The 15,579-nt window shown below is 54.0% G+C and carries 15 protein-coding genes and 1 pseudogene; 13 read left to right on the top strand and 3 right to left on the bottom strand.

The window, feature by feature from the left end; all coding sequences use genetic code 11:
- Positions 1-30: 30 nt before the first annotated feature.
- Positions 31-942: a bile acid:sodium symporter family protein gene (locus B3M52_RS04605; protein ID WP_213479638.1), complete on the bottom strand. Its 912-nt coding sequence runs from the start codon at positions 940-942 to the stop codon at positions 31-33.
- 272 nt (positions 943-1,214) lie between these two features.
- On the opposite strand from B3M52_RS04605, the gene B3M52_RS04600 reads away from it, so the two are divergent.
- Together B3M52_RS04600 and B3M52_RS04595 are read left to right on the top strand one after the other, a co-directional pair.
- Positions 1,215-2,666: a WS/DGAT/MGAT family O-acyltransferase gene (locus B3M52_RS04600; protein ID WP_286748979.1), complete on the top strand. Its 1,452-nt coding sequence runs from the start codon at positions 1,215-1,217 to the stop codon at positions 2,664-2,666.
- Positions 2,667-2,695: 29 nt separating this feature from the next.
- Positions 2,696-3,466: a class II aldolase/adducin family protein gene (locus B3M52_RS04595; RefSeq protein WP_286748978.1), complete on the top strand. Its 771-nt coding sequence runs from the start codon at positions 2,696-2,698 to the stop codon at positions 3,464-3,466.
- A gap of 10 nt (positions 3,467-3,476) precedes the next feature.
- Here the strand turns inward: B3M52_RS04595 and B3M52_RS04590 are convergent, their stop codons facing one another.
- Positions 3,477-4,103: a TetR family transcriptional regulator gene (locus B3M52_RS04590; protein ID WP_151982974.1), complete on the bottom strand. Its 627-nt coding sequence runs from the start codon at positions 4,101-4,103 to the stop codon at positions 3,477-3,479.
- Between the two features lie 182 nt (positions 4,104-4,285).
- On the opposite strand from B3M52_RS04590, the gene B3M52_RS04585 reads away from it, so the two are divergent.
- Together B3M52_RS04585 and B3M52_RS04580 are read left to right on the top strand one after the other, a co-directional pair.
- Positions 4,286-5,389 carry a ferredoxin reductase gene (locus B3M52_RS04585; RefSeq protein WP_151982975.1) on the top strand — a complete coding sequence of 368 codons (1,104 nt, stop codon included), beginning with the start codon at positions 4,286-4,288 and terminating at the stop codon, positions 5,387-5,389.
- Between the two features lie 68 nt (positions 5,390-5,457).
- Positions 5,458-6,552, top strand: coding sequence for a fatty acid desaturase family protein (locus B3M52_RS04580; RefSeq protein WP_151982976.1), 1,095 nt, complete (start codon positions 5,458-5,460; stop codon positions 6,550-6,552).
- On the opposite strand, the gene B3M52_RS04575 is transcribed toward B3M52_RS04580, so the two are convergent.
- Complete coding sequence (locus B3M52_RS04575; RefSeq protein ID WP_036208891.1) at positions 6,549-6,986, bottom strand: RrF2 family transcriptional regulator; 438 nt, start codon at positions 6,984-6,986, stop codon at positions 6,549-6,551. The genes B3M52_RS04580 and B3M52_RS04575 overlap by 4 nt on opposite strands.
- A 185-nt stretch (positions 6,987-7,171) precedes the next feature.
- On the opposite strand from B3M52_RS04575, the gene moaA reads away from it, so the two are divergent.
- From moaA to leuD, 9 genes and pseudogenes are all read left to right on the top strand, one after another.
- Positions 7,172-8,164: a GTP 3',8-cyclase MoaA gene (gene moaA, locus B3M52_RS04570; protein ID WP_036208888.1), complete on the top strand. Its 993-nt coding sequence runs from the start codon at positions 7,172-7,174 to the stop codon at positions 8,162-8,164.
- A gap of 100 nt (positions 8,165-8,264) precedes the next feature.
- Positions 8,265-8,438, top strand: a pseudogene (locus B3M52_RS04565) (cryptochrome/photolyase family protein); the annotation flags it as partial.
- A 282-nt stretch (positions 8,439-8,720) separates the two neighbouring features.
- Positions 8,721-9,425, top strand: a complete 705-nt coding sequence (locus B3M52_RS04560) for an L-threonylcarbamoyladenylate synthase (protein ID WP_151982977.1) — start codon at positions 8,721-8,723, stop codon at positions 9,423-9,425.
- Between the two features lie 46 nt (positions 9,426-9,471).
- On the top strand, positions 9,472-10,641 hold the full coding sequence (locus B3M52_RS04555) for a LeuA family protein (RefSeq protein ID WP_151982978.1): 1,170 nt from the start codon (positions 9,472-9,474) through the stop codon (positions 10,639-10,641).
- A 15-nt stretch (positions 10,642-10,656) separates the two neighbouring features.
- Positions 10,657-11,337 carry a TenA family transcriptional regulator gene (locus tag B3M52_RS04550; RefSeq protein WP_151982979.1) on the top strand — a complete coding sequence of 227 codons (681 nt, stop codon included), beginning with the start codon at positions 10,657-10,659 and terminating at the stop codon, positions 11,335-11,337.
- 14 nt (positions 11,338-11,351) lie between these two features.
- Positions 11,352-12,530, top strand: a complete 1,179-nt coding sequence (locus B3M52_RS04545) for an amidohydrolase family protein (protein WP_159265603.1) — start codon at positions 11,352-11,354, stop codon at positions 12,528-12,530.
- Positions 12,531-12,535: 5 nt separating this feature from the next.
- Positions 12,536-13,930, top strand: a complete 1,395-nt coding sequence (locus tag B3M52_RS04540) for a 3-isopropylmalate dehydratase large subunit (RefSeq protein ID WP_151982981.1) — start codon at positions 12,536-12,538, stop codon at positions 13,928-13,930.
- A 356-nt stretch (positions 13,931-14,286) separates the two neighbouring features.
- Positions 14,287-14,919, top strand: a complete 633-nt coding sequence (locus tag B3M52_RS04535; RefSeq protein WP_199480638.1) for a YbhB/YbcL family Raf kinase inhibitor-like protein — start codon at positions 14,287-14,289, stop codon at positions 14,917-14,919.
- 10 nt (positions 14,920-14,929) lie between these two features.
- Positions 14,930-15,574: a 3-isopropylmalate dehydratase small subunit gene (gene leuD / locus B3M52_RS04530; protein WP_151982983.1), complete on the top strand. Its 645-nt coding sequence runs from the start codon at positions 14,930-14,932 to the stop codon at positions 15,572-15,574.
- Positions 15,575-15,579: the final 5 nt, after the last annotated feature.

Genomic DNA, 15,579 nt, shown 5'->3' with positions numbered 1-15,579 from the left:
CAGGAGCATAGCCACTAAGCGGCCCCTTGCCTACCCGGCCTTGGTCTCTGTGCGCGGCGGGGTGGTGGTCGTGATGGTAGTCGCGGGAATCACTTTCCGGCCATAGGCCGCCAGCAGGAATCCGATCGGGAACATCAGCACGCCGTATACCGCCGCGGGAATCGACATGGTGCTGGACTCCAGCAGCGTCAGCGTTACCAACAGGGCAATGGTGCTGTTTTTGATGCCCAACTCCACGGCAACTGCAATGGATTCGCGCTGGGTCAGGCCCGCGACGCGGCCCGCCAGGAGCCCCAGGAATATACCGGCAATGTTCAACAGGAGGGTTGCCGGGCCGGCCTGTCGCAGCAGGTCCCAGATCTGGTCGCGCACGCCCCAGATCAGACCGACAACCAGCAACGCCAGAACCACACCCCCGAACACGCTGACTGCGCTTTCAGCACGGCGTGAGAGCTCTGGTGCCCGGGTACGGAAGATCATCCCAATCGCCACAGGAAACAGGACAATCCCCACCAGCATGCCTACCGTTCTTCCCACCGGCAGCGTGATGGACTCCTCCGTGCCGGCATAGAGTTGAAGCGCATAGTTGGTGAACAACGGCAGAGTCACGATGGTTATAAGACTGGCCGTGACCGTCAACACGATCGACAGGGCAATGTTCCCCCGGGACAGCAACACGAACAGGTTGGAGGTAGTGCCGCCCGGACAGGCCGCAATGATCACCAGCCCCACGGCAATGGCCGATGACAGGTCGAGCATGGAGGCAATGGCAAAGGCCACCATGGGCATGAGCAGTATCTGGGCAACGGTACCCACCACCATCCCTTTTGGATACACAGCCACTTGGCGGAAGTCCCTGACCGTCAGGGTCATACCTATACCGATCATGATAATAAACAGGGCAATCGGCAGCCCCGCAGAGATCAGTGGACTCGATTCCACAAAGCCTCCAAGGATTGTTGTTGTGATTAGATTAGATTAGCCAGCTAGTGAAAATAGCATAAGCCACCGAAAAAGAGTGAATGTGGATTCGCAACAACATGTAATTGCAGGAAGGACAGGAATGGGATTGCGCGCAAAAACCTGAACCTTTCAACCTGCTTGTTCGTGTGATTGTCCTGGTTGTTGCGTATACTTTCGAACAACAACTATACGAATCCAAACGCATCAGATTCAGTGCAGTTTGGCAGCTTCATAAAGCAAGAGGACGATCAATGAAACGCCTGGGCACACTGGACGCTTCCTGGTTGGCGGTGGAATCGGAAGACACCCCGATGCACGTCGGCAACCTGCAGATTTTTTCACTACCGGAAGATGCTCCGGAGACGTTTCTAAGAGACATGCTCGCCCGCATGAAAGCCGATGCCGATGTAGCGCCGCCCTGGTGCTACAAGCTCGCCTTTTCGGGGTTCCTGGGCCGCCTGGTCGCCCCGTCCTGGAAGGTCGACAAGAAGCTGGATCTCGACTACCACGTTCGACACTCGGCGTTGCCGCGCCCCGGCAGTGAACGGGAACTTGGCATCCTGGTATCCAGGCTGCATTCCAACCCGCTGGATTTCTCCCGCCCGCTGTGGGAATGCCACATTATCGAGGGCCTGGAGAACAACCGTTTTGCCCTCTACACCAAGATGCATCACTCCATGATTGATGGCATCAGCGGTGTTCGGCTGATGCAGCGGGTGCTCAGCAAGGACCCCGGTGAGATTAATATGCTGCCGCCATGGTCGGTACGCCCGGAACGGACACGGGGCAGCAAGACAGATTCCGAAGCCAGCATTTCAGCCGCCCTGTCCCAGGCCATGGAAGCCCTGAGAATTCAGGCCGACATGGCACCGAGGCTCTGGAATGCGATGAACCGCCTGATCCAGTCCGCACGGCACCCGGAAGAGGGGCTGACCGCGCCCTTTGCCGGCCCGGTTTCCGCCCTCAATCACCGGGTCACCGGCCAGCGGCGGTTTGCCACCCAGCACTACCAGCTCGAGCGGATCAAAAAGGTCGCCCAGGCGTCCAACGGTTCCCTGAACGACATTGTGCTCTACCTCTGTGGCACTGCCCTGCGCCGCTTTCTTGTTGAACAGGATGGTTTGCCGGATACGCCACTCACCGCCGGAATTCCGGTGAATATCCGCCCCTCCGACGACCAGGGCACGGGTACCCAGATCAGCTTCATGATTGCCTCACTGGCGACCGACGAAGCCGACCCCCTCGAGCGACTGAAGAGCATCAAACACTCTACCCGCAGGGCCAAACAACACCTTCAGAAACTGCCGCGTAAAGCCCTGACCCAATACACCATGCTGCTGATGTCGCCCTACATCCTGCAGTTGATGTCAGGCCTGGGCGGGCGAATGCGCCCGGTGTTCAACGTGACCATCTCCAACGTACCGGGGCCCGAGGAAACGCTTTACTATGAGGGCGCTCGGCTGGAGGCGATGTACCCGGTCTCGCTCATTGCCCATGGTGGTGCTCTCAACATTACTTGCCTGAGTTATACCGGTTCACTGAACTTTGGCTTCACGGGTTGTCGCGATACGTTGCCCAGCATGCAGAAGCTGGCGGTCTACACCGGCGAGGCTCTGGATGAACTGGAAATGCTGGCTCTCCCGCCTGATACCGCCACTCAAAAATCCGTCCGCAGAAAGGTCGCCGCCTCCAACAAAAAGTAACGCAACACCTGAGAACGGGAGCCAATGCCATGTCCGAACAACTTTCAATTCCGTCAAAAAGAGATCAGGTCAGCAAGGAAGAATGGCAGCTCCGAGTCGACCTCGCCGCGGCCTATCGTCTGGTCGCCCTGTACGGCTGGGACGATCTGGTATTTACCCATATTTCCGCACGGATACCCGGTGACGAGCACCACTTTCTTATTAATCCATACGGTATGATGTTCGAGGAAATTACAGCCTCCAGCCTGGTGCGAGTGGATCAGGACGCCAACAAGATCAACCCCGACGACTTCGATATCAATCCTGCGGGTTTTACCATCCATAGCGCCATCCACCAGGTCAGGGACGATGCCGGCTGCGTCATGCATTTGCACACCACCGACGGTATTGCTGTATCCGCCCAACAGGAAGGCCTGCTGCCGCTATCCCAGCAGAGCCTGTTTGCACTGGCGAGCCTGTCGTATCACGACTATGAAGGTGTGGCGCTAAGGGAAGACGAGAAGGCCCGCCTGCAAAAGGATCTCGGTAATACCAATTTCATGATTCTTCGCAACCACGGCCTGCTGACCACCGGCTCCAGTATTCCTGATGCCTTCCTGGCCATGTACATACTGCAAACGTCCTGTCAGATCCAGATCAGGGCACTGTCGGGCGATCGCCCACTGACGCCAGTTCCTGCCGGCATTGTGGACACCATCCGGCAACAGGCGGATCAGGTGACCAAAGGCCTGGGCGGCAAGCTGGCCTGGCCGGGCCTGCTACGCAAGCTCGACCGCATCGACGCCAGTTTCCGGGAATAGGAGTTGACCTTCATGGGCGACTCTTCCAGTTGGCTGCGCCCACAAATATCAGCTGTAGAAAGCGCGCGGTTCGCTGCCGCACCTGTTCTTCCTGATAGTCGTCGTCGGGAGAGATCCCCAGAATGTCCGTCAGGCTGAAGGCTACACTGCGCACCACCAGGTCGCAGGTCATATCCAGGTCGGCATCGCTCAGGTGATCCGCCACTTTCAGACGCCGAAGATCATTGGCCAGTTCGCTGGCAAAATAACGCATTTCGCTGCGGATGCCTTCCTGTACCGCCCGGCTCTCCCCCGCCAGCCCCTGGGCCATAAACATGAAAAAGCTGCGATTATTGCGGGCATGGGAGATAAAAATACCGACTGATTCGTCGATCAGTTTGTCCGCCTGCAATACGTTCGCCCGCGCCTCGCGCATCATCCGTCGAAGCACCAGCCCCAATTCGTCCACCAACTGCAGCCCAAGGTCATCCATGTTGCGGAAGTGCCGGTAAAAAGACGTCGGCACCACGCCTGCCTGTCGGGTGACTTCGCGGATGCCCAGGCTGGCAAAGTGCCGCCCCTTTCCCACCAGGGCCAATGCCGCGTTCATCAGTTTTTCGCGGGTTTCACCCGGCTTACGTCGTTGTTTTTCTGCCATCGCCTGGAACTAGCTCATCGGTTGATCACAAGCCAACAAGTGTACACAGGCCCACACTAAAAATAACCCGAACTTGTCATTACAGGACAATGTTAGTGGCTTGATTGCCGCCTAACACCTCGGTGTGTACAGTCGTACACATTAGTGAACACTTGTACACATCAGTACAAAGGAGAGCAATCATGATATCTGTACTGGAAAAGTCACCGACCCTGCACTGGCTGGGCAGGCAGCTTTTTAACCGGGACGACCCGGCTGCCTTTTTTGATCCCCTGCTGGAGCGCATCAACCCCATGTGGGTACGGCAATACACGCCGGCCAGAGTGAAGGCCATCTACAACGAAACCGCCGACACCAAAACCTTTGTCCTGGCGCCGGCCGGGCGCTGGAAAGGCTTTGCCGCCGGCCAGCACGTCAATATTGGCATCGATGTTGACGGCGTGCGTCGCAACCGAACCTTCAGCCTGTCCAGTTCGCCCATTCAATGGCGCGCAGACGGCACCGTCACCCTGACCATCAAACGGCTTCCCGGTGGCCTGGTGACCAACTGGATGCACGACCACCTGGAGCCAGGAGCGGTCATCGGGCTGGGCGAGGCGTTCGGCGACTTCCAGATTCCCGATCCGCAGGAGCCAGCCCTGTACATCGCCGGTGGCAGCGGCATCACCCCAGTGCTGAGCCAACTGGAAACCATGGCGGCATCAGACTATCGGGCGCCGGTGACCCTGCTGTATTTCGTGCGCACCCAGGCCGATGTGATTGCTGCGGAAAAGCTGCACGCGCTGGCCAGTCGCTGGCCGGCCCTCACCCTGAAGGTGTTTGCCACCAGCGACACCCACCCGCCCCAGTTCCTCAGCGAGCAACATCTGGATGAGGTTCCCGGCATTGCAGCCCGGCGGTGCTATCTCTGCGGGCCGAAAGGGCTCATGGATCTGGCCAACGATCTCCTGTATCGGCGGGGGATTGGCGAAGACCGCATTCACAGCACCTTCTTCTCCGCACCGACCGCAAATCTCGACACCGAGTCCCTCGGAGGAGCGGTGCATTTCCAACGCAGCAACCTGGATGTCTCGTCCGAAGGCGATGCGGTGCTGCTGGACATTGCCGAGGCCGCGAAACTGTCGCCACGCTACGGCTGCCGCATGGGCATCTGTCACCAGTGCAGTTGCCGCAAGACCAGCGGCACTGTGATCAACCGCCTGACCGGGAAAACATCCGGCCCGGGCGAGGAAACCATTCAGCTTTGTGTGTCTGTTCCGAGCGGGCCGGTGTCTGTTGAACTCTGACCGGCCGCACCACAACGCCTGAACCCATTATTGGCAGACATGGTTCGACCATTCTGCAAGGAGTCACCATGAAGACGATGAACGAAACACAACTGAAAGAGCTTGAAAACGACCTGGACGCCATTCGTGACCAGGTGATCTCCGATCTTGGCGAACGGGATGCACGTTACATCCGCAGGATCGTTCGGCTCCACCGGTCCCTGGAAATCGGCGGCCGGGTGCTGATGCCCTTCGGGTTTATCCCGCCCGTGTTCCTCGCCGCCACCACGGCGCTGGGTATCTCCAAGATTATCGAAAACATGGAGATCGGCCACAACGTCATGCACGGCCAGTACGACTGGATGAACGACCCGTCACTGCACTCGCAGACCTATGAATGGGATACGGTGTGCAGTGGCGATTCCTGGCGCCGCACCCACAACTACGAGCACCACACCTACACCAATATCATCGGCAAGGACCGGGACTATGGCTATGCCCTGCTGCGCCTGAGCGACGACGACAAATGGAAGCCGGCTCATACTCTGCAGTTCATCAACTATATTCTGCTGAGTGTGTTCTTCCAGTGGGGCGTTGGGTTGCATGAGCTGGAGTCTGAACGGATCCGCCGCCGGGAAATCTCGGTACGGGAAAAGATTCCGTTCCTGAAAGACTTCTTCCGCAAGGGCGGCCGTCAGGCCTTCAAGGACTATGTGTTCTTCCCGCTGATCACCTTTCCGGTGGCTCCTGTGGTACTGGCGGGCAACATTGGCGCCAACCTGATCCGTAACCTGTGGTCGTCCACGGTCATTTTCTGTGGCCACTTTACCCAGGATGCGGAGACGTTTACCGAGGAGGAATGCGAAGGTGAGAGCAAGGGCCACTGGTATCTGCGCCAACTGACAGGCTCCAGCAACTTTACCGGCGGTAAGTGGGTGCACCTGCTGAGCGGCCATCTGAGCTACCAGATTGAACACCATGTGTTCCCGGACCTGCCAGCCCACCGCTACCCCGAAATGTCGGAGAAAGTTCAAGCGGTGTGTAAAAAGCACGGTATTCCGTACAACACCGGCACCTTCGCCAAACAGTATTCAACCGTGCTGAAACGCATTTTCGGCTATTCACTGCCGGACCGGATGCGCAACCGGCTGCTACCGGAATTCAGCAACCGGGCCTTGAGTTAAGCGATCTGCAAAAGTCGTAGTAACTGAGGGCGATGCTGGTCGTTAATAATATCGGCCAGCGTGTATCGGTCCAGCACTTCCAGGAATGCCGCCAAGGCCTCGCCGAACATTGATTTCAACCCACAGACCGGCGTGATGCGGCAGGCATTCCTGGAGGAAAAGCACTCCACAACACTGAGATCCTGTTCGGTTTCCCTGACCAGGATGCCAACGTTAATGTCCTCCGGCGCCATGTGCAGGCGCATCCCTCCTTTCTTGCCACGAACGGTTTCGATGTAGCCCTTCTTGTTGAGTTGATGAACGACTTTCATCAGGTGATTCTTGGAGATCTCATAGCTGTCGGCGATCTGCTGAATGGTCGCCAGCTCATCACCCTGCACCGCCAGGTAAATCAGAACACGCAGGGAGTAATCGGTGTAACGGGTGATATGCATTCATCAACTCCAATAAGTCATCGATATCAGGTTCACACCGAAAGTGGCCAAACCGATACTTGTATACGCAGAATTCATGAAACCGGTTCTTACGCCCGAATGGTTCTTTTGTCGATATTGGGTTGGGTTATTCGCCACACATTGGTTATGCTTGTTGTATACAAAGCCAGACGGGGAATTTACCCATGCCCAACGCCACGCTGACAGACCGTTTTGGTCGCACCGTCAACTATGTGCGTCTGTCCGTCACAGACCGCTGCGATTTCCGGTGCGTGTACTGCATGGCCGAGGAGATGACCTTCCTGCCACGGCAGCAGGTGCTGACACTTGAAGAGATTGCCCAGGTGGCAAAGACCTTCGTATCCCTGGGCACCGAAAAGATTCGGTTGACCGGGGGAGAGCCACTTGTCAGACGGGGCATTCTGGAACTGGTCAAGGAAATCGGCACATTTGGCCTGCGGGACTTCGCCATGACCACCAATGGCAGCCAGTTGCCCACCATGGCAGAGCCACTGCGCAAGGCCGGGCTCAAACGATTGAATATCAGCCTGGATTCCCTGGATGCCGAGAAATTCAGCCGCATCACCCGCACCGGCCGGCTTGCCCAGGTTCTTGATGGTATAGACGCCGCAAAAGAAGCGGGGTTTGAGGGCATCAAACTCAATACCGTTGTCATGAAAGGTGGCAACGACCAGGAAGTACCAGAGCTGGTTGAGTTTGCCCGCAAAAAGAAAGTGGACATTACCTTCATTGAGGAAATGCCACTGGGTGAAATTTCCGATCATGATCGCGGTCAGGTGCTGTGCACCAGCGACGAAGTGCGCGATATCATCAGCCAGCGCCATGAGCTGGTTCCCACACCGGAAGATTCCGGCGGCCCCGCCCGCTACTACCGCATGCCGGACAGCGACATTCGGGTCGGTTTCATCTCGCCCCATTCCCACAATTTCTGCTCTACCTGTAACCGCGTTCGGGTCACGGTGGAAGGCCGTCTGCTGCTATGCCTGGGCAACGAGCATTCCGTTGATCTGCGCCGCGTGCTGCGCGGCCACCCGGAAACCGATGACAAACTCCGTGAAACCATCATCAACGCCATGGACCTGAAACCGGAGCGCCATCACTTTTCCAGCGAGGGTGACGTTCAGATTCTTCGCTTCATGAATATGACCGGCGGCTAGCTTCCAGCTGAACCAGCCTTGCGCCGCTGGCGTATCCTTCGTACCACATCGTGGCGATCATGGGTGATTGCTGCCCCAGGTACGGAGGTCGTTTCCCGCTATGTCCAATCTGATTCTGATACTCGGCGACCAGCTGACCACCGCCATCAGCGCACTCGACAACGCTGACAGGAAACGAGACAGAATCGTGATGGCAGAGGTCCACGACGAGGCCAGCTACACCAATCACCACAAGAAAAAACTGGTTCTGCTGTTCAGCGCCATGCGCCATTTCGTAGAGGTATAGGGGCGAGTGAAATTGGCTGGAGGACCACCCCTGGAAATTTGTGAATCTACTCAGCGATAGATGATCTTCAATATTACCGCAATCAACTGACAACTTTCACCAAGTGTTCACGAGACATGTCAGTCAGGACCTGTGACATAAGCCTTCCTTATATTTGACCATAAGATTATATCGTTTGTTAGCCCAAGACTCCTCTGAAAGAATAAATCCAAGGTGTTTCAAAAAACATAAACCTATAAATCAAAACAATGCCTGAAAAATGGAGTCGACATGACCAAACGAGACAAAAGAATTAGAGCATTAAGCCCAGACTCCATCATGGAAGCTGCGAGGATTCTTGATCGTGGTGGTTTAGTTGTTTTGCCTTCGGACACCAACTACTGCATACACTGCGACTATAAAAACTCAGATGCTGTAAAGCGACTATATGAGGCAAAAAAAAGAAACGGTAATAGTCCACTATTAATGACCGTCCCCAGCGCCAATTATATAGATCGTTTTGCCGAACCTAATGACCGCGCGTTGGAACTGGTAAATAAACACTGGCCAGCTCCCTTTAGTGTCATTTTACTGCGCAAGCCGGAAGTACCGAGCTTTGTAGTACGGGGCCTTCAAACTGTCGGCCTGGGCTGTCACAAACATCTGGCATTGAAAATGCTTTTTGATCTTAGGCCGGAAGCCGTGGCGTCAAGCTCTGCCAACATGTCTGGCGGGCCGGACCCCAAGAGTGCGGATGACGTGGCGAAACAGATTGGCCCCGGTGTTGACCTGATCATTGACGGCGGCCACCTGGGCTCCCTTCACGCCAACACACTTATTGACTTCTCCGAGCACCCCCCGGTTATTGCCAGATTCGGTGAATTCCCCTTGGAACCCATACTCGAAACCCTTCCAGATATCGATAAAACGATGACCAGCGAACAGTACAAGATTCGAACTCAAGGACAAGTCAGTGAAGTATGGAACACGACTTGAGTAATAGAACGCCAACAGTAGTTAACTGTGTAAATAAGGGACGACTATGCGCACTGTAAAACTCTTTGATACGACACTTCGTGATGGCGAACAAGCTCCAGGTAACGCCATGTCCGTTGAGCAACGGGTAGAACTAGCGAAATGGATTGACGCTATCGGCGTTGACTATATCGAAGGCGGTTTCCCTTCGTGCTCGGAAGCCGATTTCGAAGCCACAAAAGGAATCAGTGAACTTGGCTTAAACGCAACCATCTGCGCTTTCGCAAGGGCCAAGGCAGCCGATATAGAGTGCGCCATCAAGGCAACGGAAGCTGCCAATAAATCACAGGTTCAAATACTGCTCACCGGTTCTGAGGTACACCTTGAAAAGAAACGTCAATTTTCTCTTCCAGATGCGGTAAATGAAGCCAGCGAGGCTGTTCGAATTGCAAGAACAAACGGAGCACAACACATATCACTGGGCTGCGAGGACGCTGCTAGGGGGTCACTTGATATGCTAAAGCAAGTGGTCGCCGCTGGCCTGGAACAAGGAGCAGACTGCGTCGTACTAGCTGATACGGTTGGAGCCGCATTACCCAGCGAGTTTGAAGATAAGGTAAGAGCCATTCGGGAGTTTATCGGAGACGACATTGAGCTGTCCGTTCACTGCCACAACGATATGGGTCTTGCCGTTGCCAATACATTCGCAGGACTGGTCGGCGGTGCGGACTGCGCTCAGGTATCCCTGTGCGGTATCGGTGAACGAGCGGGCAATACAGCCATGGAAGAACTCGCAACTGTCATCCACTACAGGGGATATGAAGTAGGTATGCAGTCTCGCGTCGACTCAATACACATGATTAAAGCATGCCGGAAACTAATTGATGAGATCAGCCTGGTTGTTTCTCCTCAAAAACCACTCATAGGAAGGTATGTTTTCTCGACTGCAGCAGGCATTCACATTAATGGAATGCTGCAAGACCCGGAGTGCTACGAGTATGTATGTCCTGAGCATTACGGCCGAGAACGCGAATATATAATAAGCAGACTCTCTGGTCGTAGCGTGATCACCGACCGTTTGCAAAAGAACAACTTACCATCAAGCCCGGAACTTGTAGATCGAATGTATAGATCAATCATTAAAAGCAAGGATGTTCACAAGTACAACAATAACAAGCAATTCTATGATTTTTATATAGAGCAAAGAAATCAGATTCATAGCAATACAAATCAATAAGAAGGAGCTTAAAAAATGGAAGAACGGATTCTCGACGAAATCGATAAATTTATCGATCAGAACAGATACGTCAGACATAAGTCTGTTCAGAACATCGTAAATAAGGTGGCATCAAGATCGACATTAAGAAGGTGGTCGACTCAAAAATATCATCAAACCTATCTCCAGAATGTGTCATTCAGCGCAATACATAGCAATGCGAGGGATTACCCGGATATACGAGTCTTTCAGGTTGATCAGTTAGTGGGTGAAGAAACCGATATATGTGACGGAACCGATAGTCATTTCAATTTGATGAAAAGATTCGCGATTGCCTGTGGCGCTGACACCCAGGAGATAGAAAACAGCCCGGTGGCAGAACCCGTGAAACGATTCACGGATTACCTGATTAACTGCTGCAAAAAAAGACATCCTGTTCTGGCAATGCTGGCCATTTATTGCAACGAACGACAGACCCCCGCTAGCGCCAGCCAGATGGCAGCCGCACTTAAGCAAGAATATGGTTTCAACGACAGCGAACTGGAATGGTTTTACCTGCACGGTGAGCTTGATGTTGATCATAGCAAGCAAGCACGAAACCTGATCATCCGACACGCAGATGATGTAGTGGATTTCGAGAAAAACGCATGGGAAGTGGTCAGATTAGCAGTCATAGAGTGGACAAACCTTCAAGACTACTACGCATCCATAACGTAAAGGAGAGTTCGAAAATGGAAACCATTAAAAGTACAGACCAGTCGGCTAGCCAGAACTACAAGGAGCTTTACAAACTGGCCCGTCCATTTATCGACGCCGATTCTCATATCGAGGAAAACGAAGAGGTTTTTCGATACATCGATAAGGAATATGAGCATCGTCGGCCTACTATTATCGATATCGAAGGCGTGATCAAACACCGCCCCACCCGGAACAAAGTGTGGCTAGTCGACGGAGAAATACGTCCAAAACTGATGGGGCAGAATCCCTCATGCTATGCGAGCCCGCCAACATCCGACTACGCGATGTCAAAGCCGGTCAGCGTCTCAGTGCAAGGATTGATGGACCCAGATGAATATATTGAGTGCATGCAAACCATTGGGCTTGATGTGTCCGTTCTTTACCCCACACTGATGCTACATCCTATGACGCGTGATCCTGGGTTTGAGGAGGCGCTGGCACGAGCCTACAACTCTTTCATGGGAGAGCGTTGTGGCCAACGACCTGAGAATCTGAAATGGGCCGCCGTGCTGCCAATGCGAAACCCCGACGCGGCGGCCCGGGAAGTACGTCGGGCTAAATCCCTAGGCGCTTCCACCTGCATGGTACTAAGCACGGTAGGTGACATGCCTCTGCACGACCGTCGTTTCGATATCGTCTACGAGACATTGTGTCTTGAAAACATGCCAATGAGTATCCACGTGGGCTGGCCCCATGACAGCCTCAATGACTCACTTTCCAGCATTCCCGCCAGTCTGATACTCCATTTCGAAGCTGGAATGTTGCACAGCATGTTTTCAGTGCTCGCGGGCGGAATACTGGATCGTTTCCCTGAGTTAAAAGTGGCTTTCGTGGAAGCCGGGGCTGTCTGGCTTCCCACCTTCCTTGATCGAGCGGAAAAGTGGCGTAAGACACCCACCGCCGAAGTCTGGCTAGCCGAAAAAAGCCCGATGGATTACTTACGGGAGAATCAGGTTTTCTTCACTGTTGAGGGTGATGAGCCACGACTTGAAGAGTTTGTTGATCTGGTTGGTGAAAACCGGATTCTCGGATCCGCCGATTTCCCTCATGTGCACTACGAAGGCGGCAAGCTGAGCGAAACCTTTAAAGATCTGGTCACCCACCCGGGATTTAGCAACCAGACCAAGGCGAGGTTTCTCGGTAAGAACTCCCTCGATTTCTACAGGATGTGACCGAGATGGGCCTGACGACATTTGACAAGATTTGGGATCTACATACCGTCAAGACACTTCCAACGGGGGAGGACATTTTATTTATTGATCGCCATCTGTTGCATGAAGTATCCAGTCCTCAGGCCTTCGATGGCTTAAGACAAAAATCCCGTCCTGTGCGATATCCCCACTTGGCGATCGGCACCGAAGATCACATTGTTTCCACGGCACCTGGGCGGGTTGGAGGAACGTTCTCGGAGGCGGAGCAGATGCTGAGTACGATGAGAAAAAATACCGAGAACTTCGGTATTTCCCATCATCAGATTGGTAGTGACAGGCAGGGTATCGTTCATGTCATTGCGCCAGAGCAAGGACTCGTAATGCCGGGGATGACCGTCGTGTGCGGTGATTCCCATACCTGCACACTCGGCGCATTGGGAGCGGTCGCATTTGGGATCGGGACCAGCGAAGTCGAGCATGTGCTGGCAACCCAGACCATTGTTCAACGACGCCCGGGCGTATTACGGGTCTGTCTCGAAGGGGACTCAAAAGAACGCAGATACATACTGCCTAAGGACTATATCCTGCAGATATGCAGGCACCTCGGACCTTCCGGTGCTCGAGGCATGGTCATAGAGTTTGCCGGTGAAGCAATCCGGCAAATGCCCATGGAGGGACGACTGACGATCTGCAATATGGCGATTGAGGCCGGTGCCAGGTCAGGCTTTGTCTCCCCGGACAAGCTCACCATTGATTATATCCTGACAACAGATGCGGGAAAGCAAGTCCTCAACAAATCCGAACTGGAGAGTCGCTGGTTGTCGCTCGCCAGTGACAGATATGCCGAGGTACAGCGGGAACTGGTGATCGATGTTTCCGACATCGAGCCCCAGATCACTTGGGGAACCCGACCGTCCCAGTCAATGCCAATCGATGGAACGGTTCCTGGTTCCCAGGACGACAGCGATGATAAAGCACTGGCCTATATGGGGCTGACCCCGGGAGAACCCATCCGCGGTACAAACATAGATACGGTGTTCATCGGCTCCTGTACCAACAGCCGAATCAGTGATCTGCGCATCGCTGCGCATGTATGTCGCAATCAAAGGGTCGCCCCCCATGTGACAGCCTATGTCGTGCCCGGATCGGAGAGTGTCAAACGCCAAGCGGAACGCGAAGGTTTGTTGGATATATTCGTCGACTCCGGATTTGAAGTACGCGAACCAGGCTGCTCCATGTGTGTCAGCGTCAATCGCGAGTTCGTCAGGCCCTATTCTCGCTGTGTTTCAACAAGTAACCGCAACTTTGAGCACCGGCAAGGGCCGAATGCGCGTACTCACCTGAGTGGCCCGGCCGTTGCAGCAGCTTCCGCAATTGCAGGTCAAATCGAAGATCCGAGAACACTGGGGATTCACCTATGAATGAGCCATATATCAAGCACCTCTTTATTTGCACCAATGTACGACCAGGTGGTGGCCGTGCATGTGGCAGCTCAGGCGGAACTGCGTTTTGTCAACTGGCCAAGTCTGCCCTTAGGACAAGTCTTCCTATAGCTGAAAAGCATCGGTACAGGGTGTCGTCTTCTGGCTGCATGGGACGCTGTGCCAATGGCCCTGTGGCGGTTTCCTACCCGGATGGACACTGGTGGCAAATGCGCGACGAGGAACACGTGAAAGAAATTGTCAATAGTTTAGTGCCTCCGGCGGCGGGCATTGAAACAAACAACTAACTCAATGTAAGCGCACTGCTGCCATGCAGTGGAATGTATACGGAGGTCATGATGAAGATTTTATCGGAATCGTTCTCGGATGGAGAGCGTATGCCCAGCAAGTTTGCATTTGCGAAAAAGGATTTGTCCGAGGGGCTATGTTTTGCCCGCAACGTAAACCCGGAAATCGCATGGCAGGATATCCCGCCGGCCACACGTTCACTCGTGCTGATATGTAAGGATCGCCACGTTCCTGTTGACCTTACACAAGTCAATCTGGCCGGGGTGATCATACCAGAGAGTGCTCTTAGACGAGATTTCTACCACTGGGTCGTTGCCGATATCCAGCCTGGCATCAAGCGTATACCAGAAGGAAGCGTGTCCAAATGCGTCACAGTCGGTGGCAAGAGTTCACAGCATCACAATGGTTTCATCGAAGGGCTGAACGACTACACGAAAGTTCTTGGAGAGGATCAAACCATGGCGGGTCATTACTTTGGTTACGATGGCCCCTCACCTCCACTCAACGATAAGAAACTGCATTGGTACGAGTTCACTCTTTACGCCCTGTCGATCCCCACGCTGGGTTTAGAGGGCGCCTTTTCGGCGGACGACGTTATCCCGTTACTACAAAGGCATTGCCTGGATTCAGCGTCGATAGCAGCGAGTTACTCCTATTCGCCTGAAGTTGAACTGACATAAGGTGAGGACAATGACGGTAAATGATCCGTGGATATTCCGTGACGTCCGAGCCTCTATTCTGAGCCACAACGACGTGGACACCGATGCCATTATCCCGCAGACGGAGCTGGTTACGACATCCAAGACAGGATTGAGCAAAGGGCTGTTTGCACGTTGGCGTTACGACAACACTGGGCTGCTCTGTTCAAACTTTGTGCTCAACAGACCAGAAAACCGTAACAGCAAGATTCTGATTTCAGCCCGGAACTTCGGTTGTGGCAGTTCTCGGGAGCACGCCGTATGGGCGCTAAAGGACTTTGGTATTGTCGCCGTTCTGGCTCTGTCATTTGGCGAGATTTTCTACCGAAATTCTGTGCGGAACGGTCTGATAGCTGCAGTGATAAGTGACGAGACCTATAGCATGCTTTTGAAAAGCGCCAGCCCGGAATCCAAGGGAATGATGATGTCACTCGACCTCGGAAAAAAACTTATCGAGTGGCGAACGCCTGAGGCCCGGATGGGAACCGCAGATATCAACATTGATGACAAAGACAGGGAGCGAATAGCTAGTGGTCAGGACGAAATTGATATCACATTGAAGTACCTATCAGAGATTGATCAATACGTTGAACAGGATATGTCAGCCAGACCTTGGGTTTACTCACTTAGCCAATAAAAGGT

Source organism: Marinobacter sp. UBA2688, from assembly GCF_002352785.1.
Lineage (GTDB): Bacteria > Pseudomonadota > Gammaproteobacteria > Pseudomonadales > Oleiphilaceae > Marinobacter > Marinobacter salarius.
Note: the sequence above shows the minus strand (reverse complement) of the source record. Positions and strands in the feature narration are given on the sequence as shown.